The sequence below is a fragment of the Arthrobacter sp. Soil761 genome, from assembly GCF_001428325.1.
Classification (GTDB): Bacteria; Actinomycetota; Actinomycetes; order Actinomycetales; family Micrococcaceae; genus Arthrobacter.
Window position 1 is genome coordinate 23,819 of record NZ_LMSF01000013.1, and the last position, 24,500, is coordinate 48,318.

Below are 24,500 nucleotides of genomic sequence, written 5' to 3' on the forward strand. Positions count from 1 at the left end.
CGGGCGTGGCCCGTGCCGGCTACTCGAAGATCAGGAACATGCCATCCAGCGTAGCAGAGGGGGTTCTGCACGGTTTCCCATTACGCTGCAAGGGGAACTACTCTGGCCAGTTATGGAGTCCGCACACTATTTCAGCACGTCCCCCGCCGGCCCCTTTACCCGTAAGCCACTCACGGTGGAGCTGGCCGGCGAGACCCGCAGGCTCCACACCTCCGCGGGAATCTTCAGCCCGGACGGGATCGACAAGGGCACCGCAGTGCTCCTCGCCGGTGTTCCGGCGCCGCACCCCCAGGGGAACCTGCTGGATATCGGATGCGGCTGGGGGCCCATCGCACTCACCATGGCGCTGCTGGCGCCCGGGTCGACGGTCTACGCCGTGGACGTCAACGAACGCTGCGTCGCCCTGACCAACGAAAACGCGGCCGCGCTGGGGCTGTCCAACGTCGTCGCCAGTACACCCCAGGAGGTGGACGCCGGCGTCAGGTTCGACACCATCTGGTCCAACCCGCCCATCCGGATTGGCAAGGAGGAACTGCACGCCCTGCTGAAGCTGTGGCTTCCGCGCCTCGCGGACGGCGGCACGGCATGGCTGGTGGTACAGAAGAACCTGGGCTCGGATTCGCTCCAGCGCTGGCTGGCCGCCGAACTGGACAGTTCCTATACCGTGACCCGCGAGTCAACGTCCAAGTCCTTCCGGATCCTGAAGGTTACGAAAGCGTCCCGCTCGCCACAATGACGGCGGGGCCGCTGAGTTCCACGTGCTCGTGGCCGGCGGGGCCGGCGAAGAACTTCACGCCCACCACACCTCCGGGAACGTTGACCCGCCAGGCATCAGGGGCTTCCGCGCCGGCCCAGTGCCGGATGGCGACGGCGGCAGCACAGGCCCCCGTTCCGCAGGACTGGGTCTCCCCCACGCCTCGCTCATGCACCCGCATGGTCACGGATCCGACGCCGTCATGGACCAGAGGCTCCGCAGGGACGACGAACTCCACATTGGTCCCATTCACGGGGACCGGATCGACCTTGGGAGCCGTGAAGAGGCGGGTGCCTTCGAGCTCGCTGAGTTCCGCGAGGGCCACTACGGTGTGTGGGTTGCCCATGCTCACGGAGAGGGCCGGCCGGGGAACTTCCAGGCCGTCGGCAGTAACCAGGGAATCCATCGCCTTGGCGCTGGCCTCCCCGGGGAATATGAACTCCCACGGGCCCATGTCCACCGCGTAACCGTTCCCTGTCCGGACCACGGTCTTGACCCCTCCGCGGGTGCCGATGGTGAGTGATCCGCCGTCGGGCAGGTCGATCAGGCCCTCGGACCGCAGGAAGTGGACGAAGACCCGCACGCCGTTGCCGCACATTTCAGACAGTGAGCCGTCGGCATTGCGGTAATCCATGAACCATTCCGCGTCCGGGGCATCGGTGAGCAGTTCCCGGCCTTCCGGCAGGAAACGGGACGGGACAGCCCTGATCAGGCCGTCGGCGCCGATTCCCCGGTGCCGGTCGCAGAGCGCTGCGGCCTGGTCTGCGCCGATGGCGTGCACCCCCTCGGGATCGGCCACCAGGACGAAGTCGTTGCCGGTGCCATGCCCCTTGGAAAAGCGGAGCCCGCTCAGTGCGTGCAAGGCAGTCCCAGTGGCTTCTGCGGGGGTTGCATTCATGGTCACAAGCGTAACGGCGGATGCCGCCGGTGCTGAAACCGCGGCTACCGGCCCGGATCCTGGACGCACACCTCGGCCGCCTTACCCGTCAGCTCCGGGTCCTGCCAGTTCAGCCAGGTGATGCGGGGGTCGGCGCGGAACCACGTCAACTGGCGGCGGGCGAACTGCCGGGTGGCCACGATTGTTTCCTCTGCGGCCTGCTCAACTGTTGACGTGCCGTCGATGACCCGCAGGAACTGTGAATAGCCCAGTGCACGGGATGCTGTTTTGCCCTGCCGAAGGCCCCGCGCGTCCAGCATCCGGACCTCCTCCAGCAGGCCGGACTCCACCATCCGGTGAACCCGTACCGCCAAGCGCTCCCGCAGGACCTCCCGGTCCACGCTCAGGCCCACCTGAACCGCAGGCTGGTAGTACTCGCGGCGCGGCATGAAGGAACTGAAGGGCCGTCCGGTAAGTTCATGGACTTCCAGTGCGCGGATAATCCGCCGGGCGTCCGAGACCCTGTCCGCGGATACGGGGTCCAGGGCCCTCAGCCTGTCCAGCAGCGCCGGGGTCCCCAGCCGTATGTGGTCCGCCTCCAGCCGTGCACGGAGCTTGGGGTCGGTCCCCGGGAACTCCAGGACGTCCAGGGCGGCCCGCACGTACAGTCCGGAGCCGCCCGCCAGGATTGCGCGCTTGCCGCGGGCATGGATATCCCCGATGAGGCTGCGGGCCTGTTGCTGGAAGTCCGAGACGCTGGCTTCCTGGGTCACGTCCAGGATGTCCAGGAGGTGGTGCGGCACTCCCCTGCGCTCGGCCGTCGTGATTTTGGCAGTGCCAATGTCCATGCCGCGGTAGAACTGCATGGCGTCAGCGTTGATGACCTCGCCGTCCAGCGCGAGGGCAAGGTTGACGGCCAGGTCGGATTTGCCGGAGCCGGTGGGACCGACGACGGCGATGACAGGCGGGGCAGTCACCTTCAGCGGGTGCGCAGCGGCAGCGAGGGCATGCCAAGGGAGACAGCCTTGGGTCCTGCGCTGGAGCCGGGGGCAGGCGCACCACAGGAGTCGGCCTGGGACCTGTCCCAGGCGTCCCCCGCCCGGGACCGGCGCAGGCTGTAGTCCTCCGGCGTGGGATCGGCCACCAGGTGGAAGGCCGCCGCCTCCGTAATGGTGACGGTGACGAGGTCTCCGGGCCTGGGTGCCGGGGCCCCTTCGGGGACTGAGAAGTGGACCAGCCGCTGGTCCTGGGAGCGGCCGGACAACCGGTGGGTTTCCTCCGACTTCCGTCCGGACTGGGCGGTGACCATGACTTCCAGCCTCCGGCCCAATTGCTTCCGGTTTTCCTCGGCGGCGATCCTGTCCTGCAGGGCGGTGAGGCGTTCGAAGCGTTCCTGGACCACGGCCTTCGGCAGCTGGTCCGGCAGGTCGGCAGCGGGCGTGCCGGGGCGCTTTGAATACTGGAAGGTGAAGGCAGTGGCAAAGCGTGACTTTTCCACCACGTCCAGCGTCGCCTGGAAGTCCTCTTCAGTTTCGCCCGGGAAGCCGACGATGATGTCGGTGGAGATGGCGGCGTGTGGAATCCTGTCCCGGACCTTGTCCAGGATGCCCAGGAACTTCGTGGAACGGTAGGAACGCTTCATGGCGCGGAGGATGCGGTCCGAACCGGACTGCAGGGGCATGTGCAGCTGCGGCATCACGTTGGGCGTCTCGGCCATGGCATCAATGACGTCATCGGTGAAGGCGGCCGGGTGCGGGCTGGTGAAGCGGACGCGTTCAAGGCCCTCGATTTCGCCGCAGGCGCGAAGGAGTTTGGAGAAGGCCTGGCGGTCGCCGAACTCGACACCGTAGGAGTTGACGTTCTGGCCCAGGAGGGTCACTTCGATGGCGCCGTCGTCCACGAGGGCCTGGATTTCGGCGAGGATGTCTCCGGGCCGGCGGTCCTTTTCCTTGCCGCGAAGGGCCGGCACGATGCAGAACGTGCACGTGTTGTTGCAGCCAACGGAGATGGATACCCAGCCGGAGTAGACGGAGTCGCGTTTGGTGGGGAGCGTGGAGGGGAAGACGTCCAGGGACTCCAGGATTTCCAGCTGGGCCTCGTTGTTGTGCCGTGCACGGTCCAAAAGTGCGGGCAGGGCGCCGACGTTGTGGGTGCCGAAGACAGCATCCACCCATGGTGCCTTCTTGAGAATGGTTTCGCGGTCCTTTTGGGCCAGGCACCCGCCCACGGCGATCTGCATGCCGGGGTTGGCGGCCTTCATGGGCGCCAGGATGCCGAGGTTGCCGTAGAGCTTGTTGTCCGCGTTCTCCCGGACTGCGCAGGTATTGAACACGACCACGTCAGCATGGTCGCCGGCTGCCGGTACGTAGCCCGCATCCTCCAGCATGCCGGCCATGCGTTCGGAGTCGTGCACGTTCATCTGGCAACCGAACGTGCGGACCTGGTAAGTACGCGGCTGCACTGCCCCGGATTGCGGAACAGCACCGGCTTGCGCATCAGCAGCAGGCTCAACGGACGCGGCAGCGCCGGAATGGGGGGAAGGAATGGTCAAACTCACCAGTTAAGGGTACCGGCTTTGGAGCATCCCGCTGTCGGGATCCTGCCGGGAATCCAGGACGTCGTTGACGATCCTGAACGCCTGGGACGGCTGGTAGCCCTTCCTGGCCAGCATGGAGGCGAGCCGCCGGACGGCTTTGTCCCGTTCCGACTGGTCAGGCAAAACCGTCCCGGGCCGGAGCTTGCGCTCCACCAGTGCGCGTGCCGCCGCTTCCTCGTCGGCGTCCGTCAGCTGCTCCAGGGCAGAAGCCGCCGTTTCCTGGTCGATGCCCTTCTCGGCCAGTTCGCGCCGGAGAGCGCCCTTGGCAAGCTTGCGGGACTGGGACCGGCTCCTGACCCACATATCGGCAAACTCGGCGTCATTGATCAGGCGCGCCTCCTGGAACTTGTCCAGCACCGCCTCGGCGACGTGTTCGGGGATATTCCGTTCCGCCAGTTTCCGGGCAAGCTGCAGCCTGCTCTTGGGAGCTGCCGTGAGCTGGCGGTACACGATGGCCTGCGCCACCGAGAACGGATCCGGTTCGGCGTCAACAGCCTGCGGATCCTCAGGGATGGAAAAGCCGTCCGGCGGCCCTGAAGAGGGGCCGCCGGACCGGGCCCGCCGTGAACGTGGTCCGGTCAAGGGCTAGAACCCGTCGACGGCTTTCAGCTTTGGCGCGTCCTTGGACTCGTCCTCGGCGGGCTTGACCCCTACGCCGAGCTTTTCCTTGATCAGGCGTTCCAGTTCAGCCGCGAGCTCGGGGTTGTCGCGCAGGAAGCGGCGCGAGTTCTCCATGCCCTGGCCCAGCTGGTCGCCGTCGTACGTGAACCAGGAACCGGACTTCTTGATGATGCCGTGCTCCACGCCCATGTCGATGATCCCGCCTTCGCGGGAGATGCCCTGGCCGTAGATGATGTCGAACTCAGCAACTTTGAAGGGCGGAGCCATCTTGTTCTTGACGATCTTGGCCTTGGTCCGGTTACCGACGGAATCGGCACCTTCCTTGAGGGTCTGGATCCGCCGGACATCGATGCGGACCGACGCGTAGAACTTCAGGGCCTTACCACCGGTGGTGGTTTCGGGGGAGCCGAAGAAGACACCGATCTTTTCGCGGAGCTGGTTGATGAAGATGGCGGTGGTCTTGGTCTGGCTCAAGCGTCCGGTGATCTTACGCAGGGCCTGGCTCATGAGCCGTGCCTGGAGGCCGACGTGGCTGTCGCCCATGTCACCTTCGATTTCGGCGCGCGGCACCAGGGCGGCGACGGAGTCGATGACGACAACGTCCAGCGATCCCGAGCCGACCAGCATGTCCATGATCTCGAGCGCCTGCTCACCTGTGTCCGGCTGCGACACGAGGAGGGCGTCGGTGTCCACACCCAGCTTGGCGGCGTAGTCGGGGTCCAGGGCGTGTTCTGCGTCGATGAATGCTGCGATGCCGCCGGCGCGCTGGGCATTGGCCACGGCGTGCAGGGCAACGGTGGTCTTACCCGAGGATTCAGGACCATAGATCTCGATGACACGGCCCCGCGGAAGGCCGCCAATCCCCAGAGCGACGTCCAGTGCGATGGAACCGGTGGGGATGACTTCGATCGGGGCGCGTACTTCGTCGCCCAGGCGCATGACCGACCCCTTGCCGAACTGCTTGTCAATCTGGGCAAGCGCTGCTTCCAGCGCTTTTGCACGATCCGGGGCTGCCGCCATGGTTGACACCTCTAATGCTTTCTCGATGGTGGCCTTCGCGGCCGTTTTATTGGTCATCTCTGACGCTACTGGGACCCACTGACATTCCGGCCTGAGGACAACGGCTATGTGGATAAGCCCAATAGAAAAAGCATAGCGTTATCCGAACAGGTATTCGAAGAGTGCCGGTCCTGCGGCGTGTCCGTCCAAGGGCGCTTCGGCTGCGGCAGGCTCACGAAGGACCACCCGGGAAGCCGTTGTTAGGCGCTGCTAGTCGCGGCGAGGGGCGATGTCCCGGCCCAGCCGCCGTTCGGCCGGGACGTCCTGGACATCGCAGACTGCCAGCCAGACTTTGCGCGGTTCGATGCCTGCAGCCAGCGCCTGGTCCGCAGTGCGCCCGCCGACGCCGGTCAGGACCAGGGTACTGCTCAGCACGCGGGAGTACCCCGCACCGAACTCGTCATCCATCAGACGCCAGTACTCGCTGATTCGCATCGGTAAATCCTCTCATGATTGCGGACCCTAGAATTGTTGCCATGAGCAACTCCCCGGATCTCCCGCCGCCGCCGGACGCAGGCGCTGATGCCGCCGATACCGCGCTGCAGAATGTTGAACACCAGATCAGCCTCTTCTGGCGGCGGGCCAGGGCCATCTCCAACCACCTCTCGCGCGAAGTCCACCCGGATATGGAGCCTGCCGCGTACGGGCTGTTAACGGTTATCCGCCGGGAAGGGCCCATCCGCCTGACGGAGCTTGCCATGAACATCGGGGTGGGCAAGCCGTCGGTCAGCCGGCAGATTGCCTTCCTGGAGAGCCTCGGACTGGTATCCAAGGAAGCCGATCCCCTGGACCGCCGGGCACAGTCCATCCGGCTGACGCCCAAGGGCGAAGAGAAGATGCACCAGGTCCAGGACGCCAGGCGCCAGGTTTTCCAGGAACGGCTGCGCGAGTGGCCCGTGCAGGACCTGCAGGAGCTGGCCCGCTACATGGCCAAGCTGAACTCCACCTACGAGCGTGACGGATTCCCCAGGGAAGGCGGAGGCGGCTCCCCCGCAGAAGAGGAATAGCCGCAGCGACGAACGGCCGGCAGGAGTACCACCAGCCGGGCACATCAATCGGGCGCCAACGCAGGAAGCCCCCGGCGCGGCCGGGGGCTTCCTGCGTTCCAAGGCCCACCTGTGGTGGGGCTGGCTTTACCGGGCGCCCGAGAGAAGGCCCGTGGAGAGTTCGTCGTTCAGTTCAGTGTTGAGGTCGCGCTCGAGGTCACGGCCGTAACGCTGGGAGAATTCCTGCGGAACTGTGTCCGGAACTGCGACGCCCTCGGCTACTGCCACACGGTCGCTGACTTCACGGAGCATGCTTGACAACGGAACATCCAGTGCCGAGCAGATTGAGGACAGAAGCTCTGACGAGGCTTCCTTCTGGCCGCGCTCCACTTCGCTGAGATACCCCAGGGAGACGCGGGCGCTGTGCGAAACTTCACGGAGCGTGCGTCCCTGACGCTGGCGGACATCGCGCAGCACATCACCGATTTCGTGACGAAGTACTACCATCTTGCGCTCCTTCTGTTCGCTCTTAGCCTGTTCGGCGAGGCCCACATCCTTCCAGCGGACAACGCCGTTTACGGATACGGGCTGCTTTACCATCTGTATCGCCTTGCTCCCTCATTGGTCAGGTTCACCGTGGGGCGAACCGTCGTGGTCATTTCATCCTAGGCGCCTCCACTATCCGGAAGCGACACAATGTAATAACTAATCGGTACCGGCTTTTGTTCCCGGCAACTTTACGCCCGGTAACTTGGGGTCCGGCAGGCGTCAGGCGGGCAGTGCCTCGAGGAGCCGTTCCAGGGCGGCGGCGCAGGCTGCGGCCCTGATGTCGGGCCTGCTGCCGGTGAAGGAGTATTCGAAAGCCGCCGTTCCGGCCGCTGTGGCAATTCCAATGTAGACGCGCCCCACGGGCTTGCCGTCATGGGCATCGGGACCTGCCACCCCCGTTGTGGAAATCCCGACGTCGGCGCCCAGGACCGTGCGTGCCCCGGCTGCCATGGCACGGGCAACGTCGGGGTCCACGGAGCCGGCACGGGCCAGGAGGTCGGCAGGAACGTGCAGCACCGCCTCCTTCACTGAGTTCTGGTAGGCGACCACACCGCCCTGCAGCATGCCGGAGGCCCCGGGAGTGTCGGCAAGGACAGCGGACACCATCCCCGCCGTCAACGACTCGGCGGTGGCGACGGTCTGCCCGGACTCGAGCGCCTGCTGGACGGCCTGCCCGGCCAAACGGTGGAGGTTGCTCATGCCTGGTCCTGGCCCGTCGCTGATTCCTGCCCGCTGGCTGTGTCCTGCCCCGTCACTGTGTCCTGCCCTGTGACAGTCCCTGCCTGCCGTTTCCCCTTCGCGCGCAGTCGCAGGGCCTCGATGACGTATTCGACGCCGGTCCACAGCGTGATCGCCACGGCAGCCATCATGACGGCAAACGCAACCCAGGACATCCAGGGCGCGAATGCCCCGAACGGCAGGAGATAGAGGAAGATCGCCGCGGTCTGCACCACGGTCTTGAGCTTCCCGCCCCGCGAGGCGGGAATGACCCCGTACCGGATCACGAAGAAGCGCAGGGCGGTGATGCCCCATTCCCGCACCAGGATCACCAGCGTGGCCCACCAGGGCAGCTCACCCAGCAAGGAGAGCATCACCAGCGCGGAGCCGATCAGGAGCTTGTCTGCGATGGGGTCCGCGATCTTGCCGAAGTCCGTGACCAGGTTCCGGCTCCTGGCGATGTCGCCGTCGAGCTTGTCCGTGTAGATGGCGACGGCGAAGGCCGCCACTGCCGCCCAGCGCCATGGTCCGGAAACACTGTGCAGGCCGGGCGCGTCCGCCACGAGGAACCACACAAAAAACGGGACCAGCGCGATGCGGATCATGGTCAGGACGTTGGGAAGGTTCCAGACCCCGGCACGGCCCTGGCCGGCGGCGGTTGCATCGGTGCTAGTCACGTTCCTAGGCTACCGGCCTAGCGCCCGGTGAGGGACCATGCGTCTTCGGAGCCGTCGTCGTCATCGCCGTACCCGCCGGGGGCGGAATCCGAGCCGTCGTAATATTCGACGTTCTGCTTCCGCTGGTCCAGGTCCGCCGCCACCAGGTCTTCGGCGTAGCCGCCCTGGGCGATGTTGGCGTTGGCATTGTCGCTGAGGGCAGCGGTCTGGGAATCGGCGGCGGCCGGCGCCTCCTGGCCCTTCATGGCGGCCAGGACGGCGGCGAGGTCATCAGGTTTGACCAGCACATCGCGCGCCTTGGAGCCCTCGGATGGTCCCACGACGCCGCGGGATTCGAGCAGGTCCATGAGCCGTCCGGCCTTGGCGAACCCGACGCGGAGCTTGCGCTGCAGCATGGAGGTGGAGCCGAACTGCGTGGTGACCACCAGCTCCGTCGCCTGCAGCAGGACCTCGAGGTCATCCCCGATGTCGTCGTCGATCTGCTTCTTGGGCGCTTCGGCAGCAACGTCGTCACGGTAGGAAGCCTGCAGTTGCCCCTTGACGTGTTCCACCACCTTGTGGATCTCCGACTCGGTAACCCAGGCGCCCTGGACGCGCATGGCCTTGGAGGCGCCCATGGGCAGGAAGAGCGCGTCACCCTGGCCAATGAGCTTCTCGGCGCCGGGCTGGTCCAGGACCACGCGGGAGTCGGTGACGGAGGACGTGGCGAAGGCCATGCGCGAGGGCACGTTGGCCTTGATGAGGCCGGTGACAACGTCCACGGACGGCCTCTGGGTGGCCAGCACCAGGTGGATGCCGGCGGCACGGGCAAGCTGGGTGATGCGGACGATCGAGTCCTCCACGTCGCGTGGTGCCACCATCATCAGGTCGGCAAGCTCGTCGACGATCACCAGCAGATACGGGTAGGGCCTGATGACGCGCTTGGAGTCCACCGGCGGCTGAACCTTTCCGGCCCGCACCGCCTTGTTGAAATCGTCGATGTGCTTGAAGCCGTAATTTGCGAGGTCGTCGTAGCGGGCGTCCATTTCGCGGACCACCCACTGCAGCGCCTCGGCGGCTTTTTTGGGGTTGGTGATAATGGGCGTGATCAGGTGCGGGACGCCCTCGTAGGCCGTCAGCTCCACGCGCTTGGGGTCCACCATGACCATGCGCACCTCGTCAGGGGTGGCCCGCATCAGGATGGAGGTGATCATGGAGTTCACGAAGGACGACTTACCGGCGCCGGTGGCCCCTGCCACCAGGAGGTGCGGCATCTTGGCCAGGTTGGCCACCACGTAGCCGCCCTCCACGTCCTTGCCCACACCCATGACCATGGGGTGGTCGGTGCGCCGCGCATTCTGGCTGCGCAGCACGTCGCCCAGTGACACGGTTTCGCGGTCGGTGTTGGGGATTTCGATGCCGATGGCGGACTTGCCGGGGATGGGGCTCAGGATGCGCACGTCGCTGGAGGCCACAGCGTAGGAGATGTTCTTGGACAGCGCGGTGACGCGCTCAACCTTGGTTCCGGGAGCAAGTTCGATTTCGTACCGGGTGACGGTGGGACCACGGCTGAAGCCGGTGACGGTGGCGTCGACGTTGAACTGCTGCAGGGTATCTGTCAGGGCAGCGACGACGGCGTCATTGGCTTCGGTGCGCTCCTTCGGGATCGAGCCGGGTGTCAGGTAGTCCGAGGCAGGGAGGGTGTACGTGACGTCCCCGGCGAGCGAGAGCTGTTCGGTCCGCTGCGGGATGGGAACGGGCGGCGGCGCGGGGGCCACCGGGTTGGAGGGCACGGTGGGCGCGGCGGCGGCTTTGGCGGGAGCGGCGGCACCGGGGATGACCAGGGGGATGGCCTCGGTGGCGTTTTCCGCCGGAGGTGCCTGGGCACCGGAACCCAATCCCTGGGCTGCCTTAATCTTTTCGACGGCGATCTCCGCCTGGGTGGGGCGCCGCACTCCGGGCGCGGGCCGCTCGGGTTCGGGCTCGTCGTCGTCAATGACGGCGTGCTCGAAGGCTTCGTCGCCCACGTAGCCCTCAAGGCCGGCGTCGGACTCCTGGTCCTTGCCGAATAGCTTCCGCTTCTTCTTCTTGGGCGCAGCGGCAGCCGTGCGTTCGAGGTAGCTGCGGTCGTGGGTGTCCTGGTGTTCCTGGTCCATCAGGTCGATGCCCATGAGGTGTTCGTAGGCGCCGCGGATGCGGCGCGGGATCGCCGTGAACGGGGTGGCGGTGATGATCAGTACCGACACAAAGGCCAGCAGGGCATACAGGGCCACAGGCACAGCCGGATGGATGGCGGCCAGCGGCGTGGCGGCCAGGAAGCCGAGCATCCCGCCGGCTTTGCGGAGGCCGTCGAAGCCGTCGGCCACGGTGGGCTGGCCGCCGAGGATATGAGCCAACCCGCACCCGGCGAAGGTCATGATCAGGAAACCGATGCCCACCCGGTTATTGCCCCGGCCGTCCGAGGGCCGGCGGAACAGCCGGAAGGCGCACACGAACAGCATGAGCGGGAGCAGCAGGGAGATCCAGCCGAAGGTGCCGTTCACCACGGCGTAGACGGCGTCCGGGAACCAGCCCGTCAGTCCCCACCATGCGAAGGTGGCGATGAAAATACCAAGGGCCAGGTTGAAGAGGGCGGCACCGTCGCGGCGTTCCTCCGCGGGGAGGCCGCTGACGTCGTGGCCGATGCGGCGCACTCCCCCGCCCACCAGGTGGCCCACTCCAAGCCACGCTCCGCCCACCACGCGCAGCAGCCAGGGCTGGTGGTGCTCGACGGCGGGAAGCTGGCGGGTGCGTGCAGTGCTGGTTGAGCCGCCGCGCCCTGTCCTGCTGGCGGTGGAGCCGGTTCCGCGGCCTGTGGAACTGCCCGCTTTGCTGCCGGAGCTCCCCCTGCCGGTACCTTTGGGCGCGGAAGTAGTACGTGTGGCCATAATAGCCACGGTACCGGAAGCATGCTGTGATTCCGGGGATATCGGGGCCGCCGGGCCACCCGCCGGGCGCCAGGTGCGGACCTGCCCGGACGCGCCCGGGGACCGTCCGGATGCGCCGAAGGGCCCGGTCCATGAAGAACCGGGCCCTTCCGGGTGTGCACCAGCGCGACGCCGGCCTGGTGTCAGGCCTCGAGCACCACCGGAATGATCATGGGCTTGCGGCGCAGCTTGCGGTTGACCCAGGTTCCCACGACGCGGCGTACCACCTGCTGGAGCTGGTGGCTGGTGTGGTCGGCGTGGTTCTGGACCGCTTCCTCCAGGGCTGCGTTGATCTTGGGGATGATGTCGTCGAAGACCGAATCGTCCTCGGCAACGCCGCGGGCGTGGATCTCGGGCCCGGACACCACCTTGCCGGTGGCGCGGTGGACAACGGTGATGATGGAGATGAAGCCTTCATCGCCCAGGATGCGGCGGTCCTTGAGGTCGGCGTCGGTGATCTCGCCCACGCTGGAGCCGTCCACGTAGACGAAGCCCACCTCGACCTGGCCGACGATGTCTGCCTGGTGGTCGCGGAGGTCGATGACCGTGCCGTTGTCAGCAAGGATCACGCTGGCATCCGGGACGCCGGATTCGATGGCGATCTTGCCGTTGGCGATCAGGTGCCGGGTTTCGCCGTGCACGGGCATGGCGTTGAGCGGCTCAAGGATGTTGTAGCAGTAGAGCAGCTCACCGGCGGCGGCGTGGCCGGAGACGTGGACCTTGGCGTTGCCCTTGTGGATCACGTCGGCGCCGAGCTTCAGGAGGCCGTTGATGATGCGGAACACCGCGTTCTCGTTGCCCGGGATGAGGCTGGAGGCCAGGATGACGGTGTCGCCGTCGCCCACCACCACCCGGTGGTCGCCGTTGGCCATCCGGGACAGCGCCGCCATGGGCTCGCCCTGGGAGCCGGTGGACATAAGCACCACGCGGTTGTCCGGAAGGTTGTCGATGTTCTTGATGTCCACGATCAGTCCGGCGGGGACGTCAAGGTAGCCCAGCTTTTCGGCGATGGCCATATTGCGGACCATGGAGCGGCCCACGAAGGCCACCTTGCGGTTGTGCTTGGCCGCTGCATCCAGCACCTGCTGCACGCGGTGGACGTGGGAGGAGAAGGAGGCCACGATGATGCGCTTGGTGGCCTGGCCGAAAAGCCGCTCCAGCGTGGGGCCGATTTCCTTCTCGGCCGTGGTGAATCCGGGGACGTCGGCGTTGGTGGAGTCGGACATGAAGAGGTCCACGCCTTCTTCACCCAGTTTGGCGAAGTGCCGGAGGTCGGTGATGCGTCCGTCCAGCGGCAGCTGGTCCATCTTGAAGTCGCCGGTATGCAGGACAGTGCCGCCCGCCGTGCGGATGAACACCGCCAGGGCATCCGGAATGGAGTGGTTCACGGCCACGAACTCGCATTCGAACGGCCCGAACTTCTCAACCTGGCCCTCTTCCACTGTCAGCGTGTAGGGCCGGATGCGGTGCTCCTGCAGCTTCGCCTCGATCAGCGCGAGGGTCAGCTGAGATCCCACCAGGGGAATGTCGTTGCGCAGGCGCAGCAGGTACGGCACGGCGCCGATGTGGTCCTCGTGGCCGTGCGTGAGGATGACGGCCACGACGTCGTCCAGCCGGTCTTCGATGTAGGAGAAATCCGGCAGGATCAGGTCAACGCCGGGCTGGGTTTCCTCGGGAAAGAGGACGCCGCAGTCCACGATCAGCAGCTTGCCGTCGATTTCGAACACGGCCATATTCCGGCCGATCTCCCCGAGTCCGCCAAGCGGAACGATCCTGAGCGTGCCCTGGGGCAGGCGCGGAGGGGTGACAAGGCCGGTAAGGGCAGTTTGGGTCATAGTGCACTACTTTCCAGGCGGAAGGGTGCCGGTCTTAGCCTCAGGAGAAGACCAGCCCCGCTTCCGCCAAATCCCCGCGGATGGTTTCGATCTCGGTTTCGTCCGGCTCCACGAGGGGCAAACGGACGATCGAGTTGGGCAGGACTCCCTGCCATTTAAGAATCTGTTTGGCCGCCACGGCGCCCTGGACCCGGGTCATGGTGGCGCGTACCACCGGCTGCAGCTCGAAGTTGATCTTGCGCGCGGTGCCGAGGTCGTTGGCGTTGATGGCGTCGATGAGTTCGCGGAAGCGGCGGGTGGCGACGTGGGTGGTAACGCCCACCAGGCCGACGGCGCCCAGCGCCATCCAGGGAAGGGTCAGTCCGTCGTCGCCCGAGTAGAACAGGAGGTCCGTTTCCGCCATGACACGGGTGGCTGCCATGAAGTCGGCCTTGGCGTCTTTGACGGCCACGATGTTGGGGTGCTGCGCCAGCCGGATCATGGTGTCTGGCTCGATGGCGATGGAGGACCGGCCGGGAATGTCGTACAGCATGACGGGTACGTCCACGGCCGAGGCGATGGTCTCGAAGTGGGCGCGGACACCGGCCTGGCTGGGCTTGTTGTAGTAAGGAGTCACCAGGAGGACGCCGTCGACGCCGAGGGCAGCAGCCTGCTGGGAAAGGTGGACCGAGTGCGCGGTGTCGTTGGTGCCGGTGCCGGCGATGATGGCCGCCCGGCCGCCGACGGCCTCCTTCACGGCGCGGAACATGCCGAGGTTCTCTTCGTCCGTCAGCGTGGAGGTTTCACCGGTGGTGCCGGTGACCACCAGGCCGTCACAGCCGTCGTCGACAAGCTTGCTGGCCAGCGCTGCCGCCTGGTCGTAGTCCACTGCGCCGTCCTTGGTGAACGGCGTGACCATGGCGGTCAGGAGGGTACCGAGGGCAGGGATATGCGCGGAAGAGTCAGCCATGGAAAAAACGTTACCCTGTCCCCGGCTGGTTAGGACAATGCCACGGGCGTGACAAGCGTCAAATACGGCTCCGCCCGGACTTCGAAGCACCCGCTCCGGCGTGGCAATAGCGGCCGACGGCGGCCTGCCGGAGGTCCTCAGCCCAAGCGGCGAGCCGCTGCGCCGCCCGAACATAGTGGAACAGCTCCGTGGGCGTCAGGGCGTCGATGTCTGTTTCCGCCAGTCGGCGGGCGAGCTCCGCTCCTTCCGGCTGGGCGGACAGGCTAATACCTTCCCGTTCCCACTGGACGTCCTCGGCCGGACGCCCGGAGACAAGTTGGCGGAACAGGTAGTCCACCACGCCCGGGCTCATCGCCTTCAGCACTCCTGAACCCTGGCTTTCCTGCGGGGCAGGCTCAAATCCCTGCGGGGCAGGCTTAAATCCCTGCGGGGAAGCGGCTCCCAATGATGGCATCTCCATGGCCCCATGCTATTCGAACATATATTCGAATACAAGAGCCCACACCTCCGCGTCTCCCCCTGCGGCAGCCAGCCCACGGACGCATGTGAGACGATCTGGTCATGACGTCCCGCACCCCGGCCACCCGGCCCCGGAAGACCGCAGACCGTCAACAACCGGGGCGTCTTCGGGGCATCGATGCGGCCCGTGGCTTGGCTTTGCTGGGCATGATGGCCACTCACCTGCTGCCGACGTTCGAATCGAACCCAAGCCTCACACCAACCTGGATCGGCCTCACGTTCTCGGGACGGGCCGCCGCCCTCTTCGCAGTGCTGGCGGGCGTCGGGCTTGCCCTGGCCACGGGAAAAAACAGGCCGTTGGAGGGCGCCGAACTCTCCGCGGCCCGCCGCGGGGTGGGGCTGCGCGCCCTGGTGATTGCCGCCGTCGGACTGACCCTCGGCGGCCTGGACGTGAACGTGGCCATCATCCTGGTCCACTACGCCGTGCTGTTCCTGTGCGTCCTGCCCTTCCTGGGGCTGGGCGTGAAGCGCCTGTGTGCGTGGGCCGCCGGCTGGATCCTGGGCTCCCCGGTGCTGGCCTACCTGCTGCGGCCCTGGCTCCTTGCCCCGGAGCCGCCATTGAGGCTGGGCCACAACCCGGCGTGGGAGGACCTCGGAACGCCGTCCCGGCTGCTCGCGGACCTGTTCCTCACGGGCTACTACCCGGTGCTGCAGTGGTTGTCCTACCTGCTGGTGGGGCTGGCCATCGGCCGCCTGGTACTGACCAAGGCGCTGGTCCCCGCGCTGCTGCTGGTGGGCGGAACGGTAGTGGCCGTGGCGGCCAAGAGCCTGGGTGTCGCGGCCATGGAGGACTGGGGCGGCCGCGCAGCGCTGGAGAAGGTCCTCAACTCACCGGGCTACCCGCTGGGCAGCGTGCTGCAGGTGAACCTGGCCGGACTCCCCCAGGAAGGTTCATGGTGGTGGCTGGCATCGGCCGCACCGCATTCGGGTACGCCGTTCGATTTGCTGCATACCTCGGCAGTTGCGGCGGCCGTCATCGGTGCCTGCCTGCTTCTGGGGCGGCTGGCCGAATGGGTGGACCTGGACCTGCTGCTGCCGCTGCGGGGACCCGGCGCCATGACGCTGACGCTGTACACCGTCCATGTCTGGGTGGTCTCCAGCTTCTACCTCAAACCGCTGCCCGCCGGCTGGACCGAGGACGGAATGTACTTTGCCCATGCCGCGGCTGCCATCGCCGTGGGCATCGTGTTTGCGCGGATGTCGTGGCGCGGCCCCCTGGAATGTGTGGGCCATACTGCAAGCCTGGTGGGGCGTGGCGGCTTCAAGGCCCTGTCCTGAACCCCTGCGGCAGCAGGGGCTAGGATGCCGTGGTGAAGAGCTTCACGGCGTCGCGCATGGAAGCCCGCGCGCGTTTGCGGTCCCCGGCGGCGTCATAGGCACAGCTGAGCCGGAACCAGGAACGCCAGTCATCGGGGGCGGCCTCGGCCTCGGCCCGGTATCTTTCGAACTCCGCGTCAGCGGCGGCACGGACAATCCGGCCACCGGGCGTGCGGGGAAGCTCGTCCACCGGCAGCCCGCCTTCGGCTTCCAGGACCTTGGCCATCTGCTCGGTGCGGGCGCCAAACATCAGTTCGCGGATCAGGGCCCACGCGCCAACGATGGGCAGCACCAGGTAGGCGGCCCCGATGGCCTTGGCGGTGAGGTTGCTGTCTGCAAGGAGCAGGAGCGAGCGCTGGAAGGACACCACCAGGTAGAAGACCAGCAGCAGCGTCACCGCTCCCACCCAGATCTTGGTGCGGTTCTTAAGGAAACCGGCTGCGAACCCGTTCACCGCCTAGAGTCCCAGGTCCAGGTAACCGTCCAGGCCCACGGTCAGGCCGGGGTGGGCAGCAACGTTGCGCACGCCCAGAAGCACGCCGGGCATGAACGACGCGCGGTCGAAGGAATCGTGGCGGAAGGTCAGCTGCTCGCCGGGACCGCCCAGCAGGACTTCCTGGTGGGCCACGAGGCCACGGAGCCGGACGCTGTGGACGCGGACGCCGTCCACTTCGCAGCCGCGTGCGCCTGCGCGTTCTGAAGTGGTGGCATCCGGGCTGGGCGGCACCTGGGCAGCCTTGCGTTCAGCGGCGATGAGCTCTGCGGTGCGGACGGCGGTGCCGGAAGGGGCGTCCACCTTGTCCGGATGGTGGAGCTCGATGATTTCCACGGACTCGAAGTACTTTGACGCCTTCGCGGCGAACGCCGAAGCCAGCACAGAGCCCAAGGCAAAGTTGGGCGCGATGAGTACGCCCGTTTCCGGGTGCTCCGCCAAAAGGGATTCAAGCGCGGACAGGCGTCCCGCGTCCCAGCCGGTGGTGCCCACCACGGCGTGGATCCCATGCTCGACGGCGAAGCGGACGTTGGCTTCGGTGCTTTCGGGGACTGTGAGGTCCACCAGGTACTGGGCACCGGAGGCCGTCAGCTGCTCCAGCGAGTCACCCCGACCCAGGGCTGCGACGAGCTTCATGTCGGGCGCGGCATCAATGGCCTTAACGGCCTCGGCGCCCATGCGTCCACTGGCGCCAAGGACGGCCACCAGTTTGGGGGCGGGGTGTTGTTCGGTCATGGGATTAACCCTACCGGCGGGACAGGTTGGGGCAGGAACCGGACGGCGTGCGTTACCTCGCAATTTGCGGAGCAACGCCGGCCGGCCCGGGCAGCGTGGAGGCGCGGCCCGGCGTGCCCCGGCGCGGCATCAGCTGCCGGCGCCGACCCATTCCACGGTGCCGTCCGAAAAGAACTGTTCCTTCCAGATGGGCACCTGGTCCTTGATCCGGTCCACCAGCTCGGAGCAGACGGCAAACGCCTGTCCGCGGTGTGCGGCGGATACCGCGCACACCAGCGCCGGGTCCCCGATCTCCAGCATCCCGATCCGGTGTGCGGCCCAGATCCTGACGGGTTGGGCTGCCTTTCCCGCGGGGGTCTCCCCGGCCGCGTCACCGGCCTCGGCGTCCTGCTCGGCAACCAGGCGCGCGACGACGTCGGCCATCACCTGGTGCGCCGTGGGGTGCGCACTGTAGCTGAGGCGCTCGACGGCCTTGCCGCCGTCGTGGTTGCGCACTACACCGCTGAAGCTGACCACCGCACCCGCAGTGTCGCTTTCCACCGCGGCAATAGCCTGGTCCACGGAGATGGGCTCCGCGCTCAGGACTGCCCGCACTACCTCGAATGCTGCTTCAGTGCCCATGTCCGCCTTCCAACTGGTCGCAAAGATGTCCGATCACCGGGTCCAGGACGCTCAGCCCATCCATGACACCCTTCGGTGACCCGGGCAGGTTCACAATGAACGTCTGCCCGGCAGCGCCCGCATAGCCCCTGCTCAGGGCCGCCAGCGGAGTCTTGGCAGCGCCGGCACGCCTGATCGCCTCCATGATGCCCGGGATTTCCCGGTCCAGCAGGGGCAGGGTGACGTCGGGTGTCCGGTCGTCCGGGCTGAGGCCGGTTCCGCCGCTGGTGATGACGACGGCGGGACGCTGGGTGAGGAGCGCCCGGATGGCAGCGCCCACGGGCTCGCCGTCGGGAACCACCATGGCCGGGAAGACGTCAAAGCCGTGTTCAGTGAGCCAGTCGGTGATCACGGGGCCGGTTTCGTCGTCGTAGATGCCCGCTGCGGCACGGGTGGACGCGATAACGACGCCGGCCTTCCGCCCCTGCACGTCGCCGTGGCGGTGGGGTTCGGAGACGTCCAGGATGTTGGGGTCGGTCACAGTGCCCAGTCTCCGCTCTTGCCGCCGCTCTTGGCCAGCACCTTGATGTCCGTCAGGACGGCATGCTTGTCCACGGCCTTGATCATGTCGTAAACGCTGAGGGCTGCCACGGAGGCAGCCGTCAGGGCCTCCATTTCAACTCCCGTGACGCCCCTGGTCTTCACGGTGGAGCTGATGGTGACGGCGGCCGCGCCGAGGTCGAAGTCAACGGTGACTTTCGAGAGGGGCAACGGATGGCACAGCGGAATCAGGTCCGGCGTCTTCTTGGCCGCCATGATGCCGGCCACCCGGGCAACGGCCAGGGCGTCGCCCTTGGGGAGCCCGCCGGAGCCCAGGAGCTGCATCACCTCGGGGGTGGTCCGGACGGTGGCGGTGGCGGTGGCCTCCCGCGTGGTCTCGGCCTTGGCGGAGACATCAACCATCTGGGCGCTGCCGTCCTGGCGCAGGTGCGTCAGTGCGGGGGTATGTTCTGCGTTCACAGCATCCATACTTCCACCTCGTCGCCGTCAGCGAGTTCCGTTACACCCACAGGGACATGAACCAGGACGTTCGACCCCGCGAGTGCGTGCATCAGGTGCGAACTCTCGCCGCCCTCCAGCTTCACGGTCCCGTCCGGCTGCAGGCTGCCGCGGCGGACCTGGTGCTTGTGCCCGGGAGAGGTGAGCGGACGGCCCGGGCCCCCAAGATCAAGGCGGGCGCGCAACGGCAGCCTCCGGCCCGGTGCCCCCAGCAAGGCTGACAAAGCGGGACGGAGGAACATCTCGAAGGACACCAGGCAGCTGACCGGATTGCCGGGAAACCCAAGGAATGGCACGCCGTCGAACGTTCCCAGTCCTTGGGGGCCGCCCGGCTGCATGGCCACGTGCACGAAGCGGACCGGCTGGTCCGCCATTGCCTGCCGCACTACCTCGTAGGCTCCCTTGCTGACCCCGCCGGTGGTGACGATCAGGTCAGCCCCCGGGCTTTCGGTCCGCAGCAGCGCCTGCAGTTCCGCCGGAGTGTCGGTGGAGATGCCGGTGCGGCGGACTGTGAGTCCCGCCTGCTTCATGGCGGCCTCAAGGAGCGTTCCGTTGGAGTCGTATATTTTGCCGGGAGGAAGCGGCAGGCCGGGTTCCACCACTTCGTCGCCCGTGGTGACGAGCAGGACGGTCACCGCCTTGTACACCGCCACCTCCGGGAGGCCCAAGGCAGCGAGCAGCCCCAACTGGGCCGGCCCCAGGCAGGTCCCCGAGGCCAGCGCCCGCTCCCCCGCTGCGATGTCGCTGCCCGGGAAGCGCACGAACGTTCCCGGCGCGGTGCCGGGCAGCCGCACGGTGGCGCCGCTGCCGTCCCCCGCTGTGTTTCCGGGGTCCAGGAAGTGATCGGGCACCGCCTTTTCAATGGGTACGACGGCGTCGGCCCCCGCCGGGATCATGGCACCGGTCATGATGGGTGCCGCGGTTCCTGGTTCGAGTGGCTCCGGGCTTGACCCGGCCGGAACCGGGGGCATGATGCGGAGGTCCCCGCCGCCGTCGGGAAGGTCGCCGGAACGGACGGCGTATCCGTCCATTTGGGAATTGGCGAAAGGAGGAAGGCTGAGTGGCGCGGCCACATCGTCCACCAGGGCCCGGCCCAGCGCCTGGCTAAGCGGGAGGGTTTCCATCCGGTCCATTGACAGGAGCGGCCGCAGGAGTTCCACGACTGCGGCGGCATGGGCAGCGACCGACCGGGAACCCTCCGCTGCATGGTGGACGTGGCCTTCCGGGGTGTGGTCTGCCAGGGCGTGCGGGGTGTGGCTGGTCATGGATACGCCTTTGGTCTGGGCCGTCAGGGTTTGGGCCGTCAGGGTTTGGGCCGTCAGGACTTCACGTCAACTCTAACCGTGTGGAATCCCGAGGCGCCGTCCGGTGCCGGCGGCCGCGCGGTTTCGTCCTGGGGTTCGCCCGCCAGGTTGGTGGCCCGGACCTGGACCTCGTACTGCCCCGGGGCAAGGTCCATGGCCAGCTTCCACTGGTACCAGGTGTCGGCGGAGATTCCCGTGGCCAGTTCCGCTTCCTGCCACGGTCCCCGGTTGATCCGCAGTTCCACGTTCCGGATGCCGGTGTGCTGGGCCCAGGCAACGCCGGCGAAGACAACTCTTCCCGCGTTGACCGGGCGGCCGCTGCGGGGGACGTCGATGCGGGACGAGGTCTTGATGGGGCCGCGCGCGGACCAGCCGCGCGGGGTCCAATATCCGGCGTCATCGGCGAACCGGGTGACCTTGAGCTCGGTGACCCATTTGGTGGCCGAGACATAGCCGTAGAGGCCGGGAACCACCAACCGGACCGGGAAGCCGTGCTCCAGCGGGAGCGGTTCACCGTTCATGCCCACGGCAAGCAGGGCGTCCCGGTTGTCGGTGAGGACATCCAGGGGCGTCCCGGCGGTCCAGCCGTCGGCACTGCGGGAGAGGACCATGTCTGCGCCCGGCTGGGGAACGGCCAGGGCCAGCAGTTCCCGGACCGGCCAGCCGAGCCAGCGGGCGTTGCCGATCAGGTCGCCGCCCACTCCGTTGGAGACGCAGGCAATGGTGATGTGCCGCTCGGTGAGGGGCTTCGCCATTAGGTCGGCGAAGGAGAGCAGGACTTCCCGGGCCACCATGCCGGTTACCTTGAGGACCCAGGTATCCGGGCTGACCGCCGGGACGGACAGCGCGGTGTCGATCCGGTAGAAATCCCGGTTCGGGGTCACCAGCGGCGGCATTCCGGCAACACCGGCTTCCGCAGCAGGGGGCACAGGTATTGCCGGCGATGCCGCTGCGGGCAGGGTGATGCGTGCCCTGGCCTCATTGACAGCCATGGTGGCCCCGCGCCAGATTCCCGCCAGTACTCCCCCTGCCGCAGCGGCCGCTGCGGTGATGCCCAGGGCCTGGAAGAAGCTGCGGCGCGATGGGGTGGCCGCGGAGTCCGGTGTGGCCTCGCCGGGGGCAGCGGGAAGGCTGTCCTCGGGATGATCTCCGGCTGCTTGGTGGGAGGCCGCTTGGTGGGAGGCCGCTTGGTGGGAGGCTGCTTGGCCGGCAATCGCGGCATCCCATGCCTGCAGCCTGCGCAGCAGGAACCGCAACAGCACGACGGCGGCCACCGCGGCCAGGAGCGGCGGCACGAGGGACAGGGGGGTCATCTGGGAACGCGTCAGGACGGCGGCCGCTCCGGCGAGTCCAAAGATTCCGATCACGGCAGCACCAGTGAACCGGCGGCGGCGCTCGAGTGCTCCGGCCAGTGCGGCCAGGGCGGCGATGACCAACGCCATTCCCACCAGGAGCGCTGCCTTGTCGGCCGTGCCGAAGACAGAGATCGCCCAGTCCTTGACGCCCGGAGGCACGGCATCGATCACGGCACCGCCAACGGCCGTCAACGGCGAAAGGGAGGGGCTGAGAACCCCCGCAGCCAACTCCCCTGCTGCAATACCGCCGCCTGCCGCGGCTATCCCGGCAGCCGCGGCCCAACCACCTCCGGCGCGCGGGACTGCCGGTAGTGGGAAGGGACTGTCCGCCCGCTCCCCAAGGCCGGCGCCGCCGTCGTACGCCGCATGCCCGCGCTGGGAACTCCTCACAACACCAGCATAGGTTTGCCGGTGGTCCCCGGCGCCGGTGCCGCCGGGATTCCTGCCCCGCGTCTCACAGCGGGGTCACGGGTGTGATGGGTGGCTCAACGTGGCGTAGCCTGATTTCATGACTGTCCAGCTAGGCATGCCGCAGCCGCGGGAGGAAGCAGCATCGGCGCTGCCAGGCGTTCCCGCGCGCCGGCCAGCGGATGCACCGGCCGGGCTGGCGGACCGCTACGGCCGCCGCGCCACCGACATGAGGCTGTCCCTGACGGACAAGTGCAACCTCCGCTGCACCTACTGCATGCCGGCGGAGGGCCTGGAATGGCTGGCAAAGCAGGCCGTCATGTCCGCCGAGGAGATCGTGCGGATCGTCAAGGTAGGCGTGGAGCAGCTGGGAGTGCGCGAACTGCGCCTCACGGGCGGTGAGCCGCTGGTGCGGCACGATCTGGTCCAGATCATCTCGGCACTGCGGGCCAACCACCCGGACCTGCCGATCTCCATGACCACCAACGGCGTTGGCCTGGCGAAGAAGGCAGCGGCCCTCAAGGACGCCGGCCTGACGCGCATCAATGTGTCGCTGGATTCCCTGCATGAGGAAACGTTCACCAAGCTGACCCGGCGTCCGTTCCTGGACCAGGTCCTGGCGGGTGTGGACGCCGCCTGGGCTGCCGGCCTGGGCCCTGTGAAACTGAACGCCGTCCTGATGCGCGGCATCAATGACCTCGAGTCGCCGCAGCTGCTCGCGTGGGCCTTGGAGCGCGGGTACGAACTGCGGTTCATCGAACAGATGCCGCTCGATGCGGACCACGGCTGGACGCGCCGCAACATGATCACGGCAGCCGAGATCCGCGGGCTGTTGTCCCGGGACTTTGCCCTCAGTCCGGATCCCCGCGCACGTGACGGCGCTCCTGCGGAGCGGTTTGAAGTACGACGGCGGGCGGCAGGTTCCGCGGACGCGGACGGACCGGTGCTGGGAACCGTGGGAATTATCGCCTCCGTCACCGAGCCGTTTTGCTCCGACTGCCGGCGCACCAGGATCACCGCCGAGGGCAAGATCATGAGCTGCCTGTTCTCCCGCGAGGAGTTCGACCTGCTGGGCCTGCTGCGGGCGGGCGCCACCGATGATGATCTGGCGCAGCGGTGGCAGGACGCCATGTGGATCAAACCGAAAGCCCACGGCATGGACCACGTGGGACTGGATGCTCCGGACTTCGTCCAGCCGGACCGCAGCATGAGTGCTATCGGGGGCTGACCGGGATGCTTGTACGTTATTTTGCTGCCGCACGCGCTGCGGCAGGTTTCGAGGAAGAAAAGTTCCACCTTCCCCAGGGCGCCACCGTGGCGGACCTGCTCGAGGCCGTGCTGGCCGTGGACCGCCCTGAACCCCCTGCCGGGACCCCGCCCCTTTCCCGGCTTCTTTCCCGCAGCAGCTTCCTGCTCAATGAGGTGGCCGTACGGGACCAGGCGGCAGTCCTAGGTCCGGACGACGTGGTGGACGTACTGCCTCCGTTCGCCGGCGGGTAAGTATTCGCGCACGTCCAGGCGAATGGGCAGCAGCCGCCCTGGCCTTGCCAAAGCTGCCGTGGCTTTGAATGTCGGTGCCTCGCTGGATGATGTGGGTATGGGAATCGGCACGGGTGTTGGGGTGGTTTTGGAGGGTGTTTCTGCCTCTATTGCTGCCCTTGGTGCGCTGGACCGTGAGGAACATTTCCTTGCCGCCGGGACCGGTGTTGGTGCTGACGTGGATGTGCTGCAGCGGCGGTATGAGCTCCGGCTGGAACGGCTGGAGGCAGTCTCCCGGGTCGAGGCTCAGCTCGCGGCGGTCAAAGCTCGTGATGCCGTGGAGTGCGTCGGTTTCCAGCAGGCACTGCTTGCCCCCGACGCCCCGGTGGATGAGCGCATGTTTTCGGAGATGTCCGCGGTGGAGGAGATCGCCGGTGTCCTGACAGTGAGTTCTGGGGCGGCGGGTGCTTTGGTGGAACAGTCCCGCCGGGTGTGTTCCCTGCCGCCGCTCCTGGGCGCCCTGTCAGCCGGTGCCGTGTCGTGGCAGCATGCCAGGATTGTCGCCGATGAAACCGAAGGGCTCACCCCGGACGGGGCTGCTGCCTTGGTGGCGCACTTCTTCGACCCCGACGCGCCCAACCCCGCCCGCGGCGCCGCGCCCGGTGA

The 24,500-nt window shown here is 67.1% G+C and carries 25 protein-coding genes and 1 pseudogene; 6 read left to right on the forward strand and 20 right to left on the reverse strand.

What is annotated here, in order from left to right; translation table 11 throughout:
* Positions 1-112 precede the first annotated feature (112 nt).
* Entirely contained in the window at positions 113-736 is a 624-nt protein-coding gene (locus tag ASG79_RS10970; protein ID WP_056390903.1) for a class I SAM-dependent methyltransferase, read from the forward strand.
* Here ASG79_RS10970 and dapF read toward each other — a convergent pair.
* The 6 genes from dapF to ASG79_RS11000 all read right to left on the reverse strand — a co-directional run bounded on the left by dapF (position 708) and on the right by ASG79_RS11000 (position 6,342).
* The gene (gene dapF, locus ASG79_RS10975; RefSeq protein WP_056390943.1) at positions 708-1,652 is read right to left on the reverse strand and encodes a diaminopimelate epimerase; all 945 of its coding nucleotides are present in this window, start codon (positions 1,650-1,652) and stop codon (positions 708-710) included. The genes ASG79_RS10970 and dapF overlap by 29 nt on opposite strands.
* Positions 1,653-1,696: 44 nt before the next feature.
* A complete protein-coding gene (gene miaA / locus ASG79_RS10980; protein WP_056390906.1) occupies positions 1,697-2,608 on the reverse strand; it encodes a tRNA (adenosine(37)-N6)-dimethylallyltransferase MiaA in 912 nt (303 codons plus the stop codon).
* 2 nt (positions 2,609-2,610) lie between these two features.
* Positions 2,611-4,188, reverse strand: a complete 1,578-nt coding sequence (gene miaB / locus ASG79_RS10985; protein ID WP_377204750.1) for a tRNA (N6-isopentenyl adenosine(37)-C2)-methylthiotransferase MiaB — start codon at positions 4,186-4,188, stop codon at positions 2,611-2,613.
* 3 nt (positions 4,189-4,191) lie between these two features.
* Positions 4,192-4,692: a regulatory protein RecX gene (locus tag ASG79_RS10990; RefSeq protein WP_196804798.1), complete on the reverse strand. Its 501-nt coding sequence runs from the start codon at positions 4,690-4,692 to the stop codon at positions 4,192-4,194.
* 120 nt (positions 4,693-4,812) lie between these two features.
* A complete protein-coding gene (gene recA / locus ASG79_RS10995) occupies positions 4,813-5,868 on the reverse strand; it encodes a recombinase RecA (protein ID WP_026266121.1) in 1,056 nt (351 codons plus the stop codon).
* Between the two features lie 249 nt (positions 5,869-6,117).
* Positions 6,118-6,342: a DUF3046 domain-containing protein gene (locus ASG79_RS11000; RefSeq protein ID WP_018771595.1), complete on the reverse strand. Its 225-nt coding sequence runs from the start codon at positions 6,340-6,342 to the stop codon at positions 6,118-6,120.
* A 41-nt stretch (positions 6,343-6,383) separates the two neighbouring features.
* Here ASG79_RS11000 and ASG79_RS11005 point away from each other — a divergent pair, with 41 nt between their 5' ends.
* Entirely contained in the window at positions 6,384-6,914 is a 531-nt protein-coding gene (locus ASG79_RS11005; RefSeq protein WP_056390913.1) for a MarR family winged helix-turn-helix transcriptional regulator, read from the forward strand.
* 126 nt (positions 6,915-7,040) lie between these two features.
* On the opposite strand, the gene ASG79_RS11010 is transcribed toward ASG79_RS11005, so the two are convergent.
* The 7 genes from ASG79_RS11010 to ASG79_RS11040 all read right to left on the reverse strand — a co-directional run bounded on the left by ASG79_RS11010 (position 7,041) and on the right by ASG79_RS11040 (position 15,025).
* Positions 7,041-7,493, reverse strand: a complete 453-nt coding sequence (locus ASG79_RS11010) for a helix-turn-helix domain-containing protein (RefSeq protein WP_018771597.1) — start codon at positions 7,491-7,493, stop codon at positions 7,041-7,043.
* Between the two features lie 168 nt (positions 7,494-7,661).
* The gene (locus tag ASG79_RS11015) at positions 7,662-8,141 is read right to left on the reverse strand and encodes a CinA family protein (protein WP_056390915.1); all 480 of its coding nucleotides are present in this window, start codon (positions 8,139-8,141) and stop codon (positions 7,662-7,664) included.
* A complete protein-coding gene (gene pgsA / locus ASG79_RS11020; RefSeq protein WP_056390918.1) occupies positions 8,138-8,836 on the reverse strand; it encodes a CDP-diacylglycerol--glycerol-3-phosphate 3-phosphatidyltransferase in 699 nt (232 codons plus the stop codon). The genes ASG79_RS11015 and pgsA overlap by 4 nt, the downstream gene beginning before the upstream one ends.
* Before the next feature lie 17 nt (positions 8,837-8,853).
* Entirely contained in the window at positions 8,854-11,742 is a 2,889-nt protein-coding gene (locus tag ASG79_RS11025; RefSeq protein WP_056390921.1) for an FtsK/SpoIIIE family DNA translocase, read from the reverse strand.
* A 182-nt stretch (positions 11,743-11,924) separates the two neighbouring features.
* On the reverse strand, positions 11,925-13,616 hold the full coding sequence (locus tag ASG79_RS11030; protein ID WP_018771601.1) for a ribonuclease J: 1,692 nt from the start codon (positions 13,614-13,616) through the stop codon (positions 11,925-11,927).
* A 40-nt stretch (positions 13,617-13,656) separates the two neighbouring features.
* Positions 13,657-14,565: a 4-hydroxy-tetrahydrodipicolinate synthase gene (gene dapA / locus ASG79_RS11035; RefSeq protein WP_056390923.1), complete on the reverse strand. Its 909-nt coding sequence runs from the start codon at positions 14,563-14,565 to the stop codon at positions 13,657-13,659.
* 58 nt (positions 14,566-14,623) lie between these two features.
* The gene (locus tag ASG79_RS11040) at positions 14,624-15,025 is read right to left on the reverse strand and encodes a hypothetical protein (RefSeq protein WP_377204893.1); all 402 of its coding nucleotides are present in this window, start codon (positions 15,023-15,025) and stop codon (positions 14,624-14,626) included.
* A 101-nt stretch (positions 15,026-15,126) separates the two neighbouring features.
* Here ASG79_RS11040 and ASG79_RS11045 point away from each other — a divergent pair, with 101 nt between their 5' ends.
* Positions 15,127-16,362 (forward strand): heparan-alpha-glucosaminide N-acetyltransferase domain-containing protein, encoded by a 1,236-nt coding sequence (locus ASG79_RS11045; protein ID WP_056390926.1) that lies wholly within the window; start codon positions 15,127-15,129, stop codon positions 16,360-16,362.
* A gap of 19 nt (positions 16,363-16,381) precedes the next feature.
* Here ASG79_RS11045 and ASG79_RS11050 read toward each other — a convergent pair whose 3' ends face one another.
* From ASG79_RS11050 to ASG79_RS11080, 7 genes are all read right to left on the reverse strand, one after another.
* On the reverse strand, positions 16,382-16,855 hold the full coding sequence (locus ASG79_RS11050) for a hypothetical protein (protein ID WP_056390929.1): 474 nt from the start codon (positions 16,853-16,855) through the stop codon (positions 16,382-16,384).
* A gap of 3 nt (positions 16,856-16,858) precedes the next feature.
* The gene (dapB, locus tag ASG79_RS11055; RefSeq protein WP_056390933.1) at positions 16,859-17,629 is read right to left on the reverse strand and encodes a 4-hydroxy-tetrahydrodipicolinate reductase; all 771 of its coding nucleotides are present in this window, start codon (positions 17,627-17,629) and stop codon (positions 16,859-16,861) included.
* Between the two features lie 129 nt (positions 17,630-17,758).
* Complete coding sequence (locus tag ASG79_RS11060; protein ID WP_018771607.1) at positions 17,759-18,250, reverse strand: molybdenum cofactor biosynthesis protein MoaE; 492 nt, start codon at positions 18,248-18,250, stop codon at positions 17,759-17,761.
* A complete protein-coding gene (locus ASG79_RS11065; RefSeq protein ID WP_018771608.1) occupies positions 18,240-18,770 on the reverse strand; it encodes a MogA/MoaB family molybdenum cofactor biosynthesis protein in 531 nt (176 codons plus the stop codon). The genes ASG79_RS11060 and ASG79_RS11065 overlap by 11 nt, the downstream gene beginning before the upstream one ends.
* Positions 18,767-19,258, reverse strand: coding sequence for a cyclic pyranopterin monophosphate synthase MoaC (moaC, locus tag ASG79_RS11070; protein ID WP_026266123.1), 492 nt, complete (start codon positions 19,256-19,258; stop codon positions 18,767-18,769). The genes ASG79_RS11065 and moaC overlap by 4 nt, the downstream gene beginning before the upstream one ends.
* On the reverse strand, positions 19,246-20,553 hold the full coding sequence (gene glp, locus ASG79_RS11075; protein WP_235509788.1) for a gephyrin-like molybdotransferase Glp: 1,308 nt from the start codon (positions 20,551-20,553) through the stop codon (positions 19,246-19,248). Before glp ends, moaC begins: the two co-directional genes overlap by 13 nt.
* Positions 20,554-20,606: 53 nt before the next feature.
* Entirely contained in the window at positions 20,607-22,190 is a 1,584-nt protein-coding gene (locus tag ASG79_RS11080) for a molybdopterin-dependent oxidoreductase (RefSeq protein WP_186447792.1), read from the reverse strand.
* A gap of 265 nt (positions 22,191-22,455) precedes the next feature.
* Here ASG79_RS11080 and moaA point away from each other — a divergent pair, with 265 nt between their 5' ends.
* The 3 genes and pseudogenes from moaA to ASG79_RS24100 form a co-directional block, all read left to right on the forward strand.
* Positions 22,456-23,583: a GTP 3',8-cyclase MoaA gene (gene moaA / locus ASG79_RS11085; RefSeq protein WP_026266125.1), complete on the forward strand. Its 1,128-nt coding sequence runs from the start codon at positions 22,456-22,458 to the stop codon at positions 23,581-23,583.
* Between the two features lie 5 nt (positions 23,584-23,588).
* The gene (locus ASG79_RS11090) at positions 23,589-23,855 is read left to right on the forward strand and encodes a MoaD/ThiS family protein (protein WP_056390936.1); all 267 of its coding nucleotides are present in this window, start codon (positions 23,589-23,591) and stop codon (positions 23,853-23,855) included.
* 58 nt (positions 23,856-23,913) lie between these two features.
* Positions 23,914-24,500: pseudogene (locus ASG79_RS24100) on the forward strand (HNH endonuclease); the annotation flags it as partial.

Bases quoted from the DNA above. Each gene is read 5' to 3' on its own strand.
- ASG79_RS10970 (WP_056390903.1), top strand. From the start codon at position 113: ATGGAGTCCGCACACTATTTCAGCACGTCCCCCGCCGGCCCCTTTACC.
- dapF (WP_056390943.1), bottom strand. From the start codon at position 1,652: ATGAATGCAACCCCCGCAGAAGCCACTGGGACTGCCTTGCACGCACTG.
- recA (WP_026266121.1), bottom strand. From the start codon at position 5,868: ATGGCGGCAGCCCCGGATCGTGCAAAAGCGCTGGAAGCAGCGCTTGCC.
- ASG79_RS11000 (WP_018771595.1), bottom strand. From the start codon at position 6,342: ATGCGAATCAGCGAGTACTGGCGTCTGATGGATGACGAGTTCGGTGCG.
- ASG79_RS11005 (WP_056390913.1), top strand. From the start codon at position 6,384: ATGAGCAACTCCCCGGATCTCCCGCCGCCGCCGGACGCAGGCGCTGAT.
- ASG79_RS11010 (WP_018771597.1), bottom strand. From the start codon at position 7,493: ATGGTAAAGCAGCCCGTATCCGTAAACGGCGTTGTCCGCTGGAAGGAT.
- ASG79_RS11015 (WP_056390915.1), bottom strand. From the start codon at position 8,141: ATGAGCAACCTCCACCGTTTGGCCGGGCAGGCCGTCCAGCAGGCGCTC.
- ASG79_RS11025 (WP_056390921.1), bottom strand. From the start codon at position 11,742: ATGGCCACACGTACTACTTCCGCGCCCAAAGGTACCGGCAGGGGGAGC.
- ASG79_RS11030 (WP_018771601.1), bottom strand. From the start codon at position 13,616: ATGACCCAAACTGCCCTTACCGGCCTTGTCACCCCTCCGCGCCTGCCC.
- dapA (WP_056390923.1), bottom strand. From the start codon at position 14,565: ATGGCTGACTCTTCCGCGCATATCCCTGCCCTCGGTACCCTCCTGACC.
- ASG79_RS11040 (WP_377204893.1), bottom strand. From the start codon at position 15,025: ATGGAGATGCCATCATTGGGAGCCGCTTCCCCGCAGGGATTTAAGCCT.
- ASG79_RS11045 (WP_056390926.1), top strand. From the start codon at position 15,127: ATGACGTCCCGCACCCCGGCCACCCGGCCCCGGAAGACCGCAGACCGT.
- dapB (WP_056390933.1), bottom strand. From the start codon at position 17,629: ATGACCGAACAACACCCCGCCCCCAAACTGGTGGCCGTCCTTGGCGCC.
- ASG79_RS11060 (WP_018771607.1), bottom strand. From the start codon at position 18,250: ATGGGCACTGAAGCAGCATTCGAGGTAGTGCGGGCAGTCCTGAGCGCG.
- moaC (WP_026266123.1), bottom strand. From the start codon at position 19,258: ATGGATGCTGTGAACGCAGAACATACCCCCGCACTGACGCACCTGCGC.
- glp (WP_235509788.1), bottom strand. From the start codon at position 20,553: ATGACCAGCCACACCCCGCACGCCCTGGCAGACCACACCCCGGAAGGC.
- moaA (WP_026266125.1), top strand. From the start codon at position 22,456: ATGACTGTCCAGCTAGGCATGCCGCAGCCGCGGGAGGAAGCAGCATCG.
- ASG79_RS11090 (WP_056390936.1), top strand. From the start codon at position 23,589: ATGCTTGTACGTTATTTTGCTGCCGCACGCGCTGCGGCAGGTTTCGAG.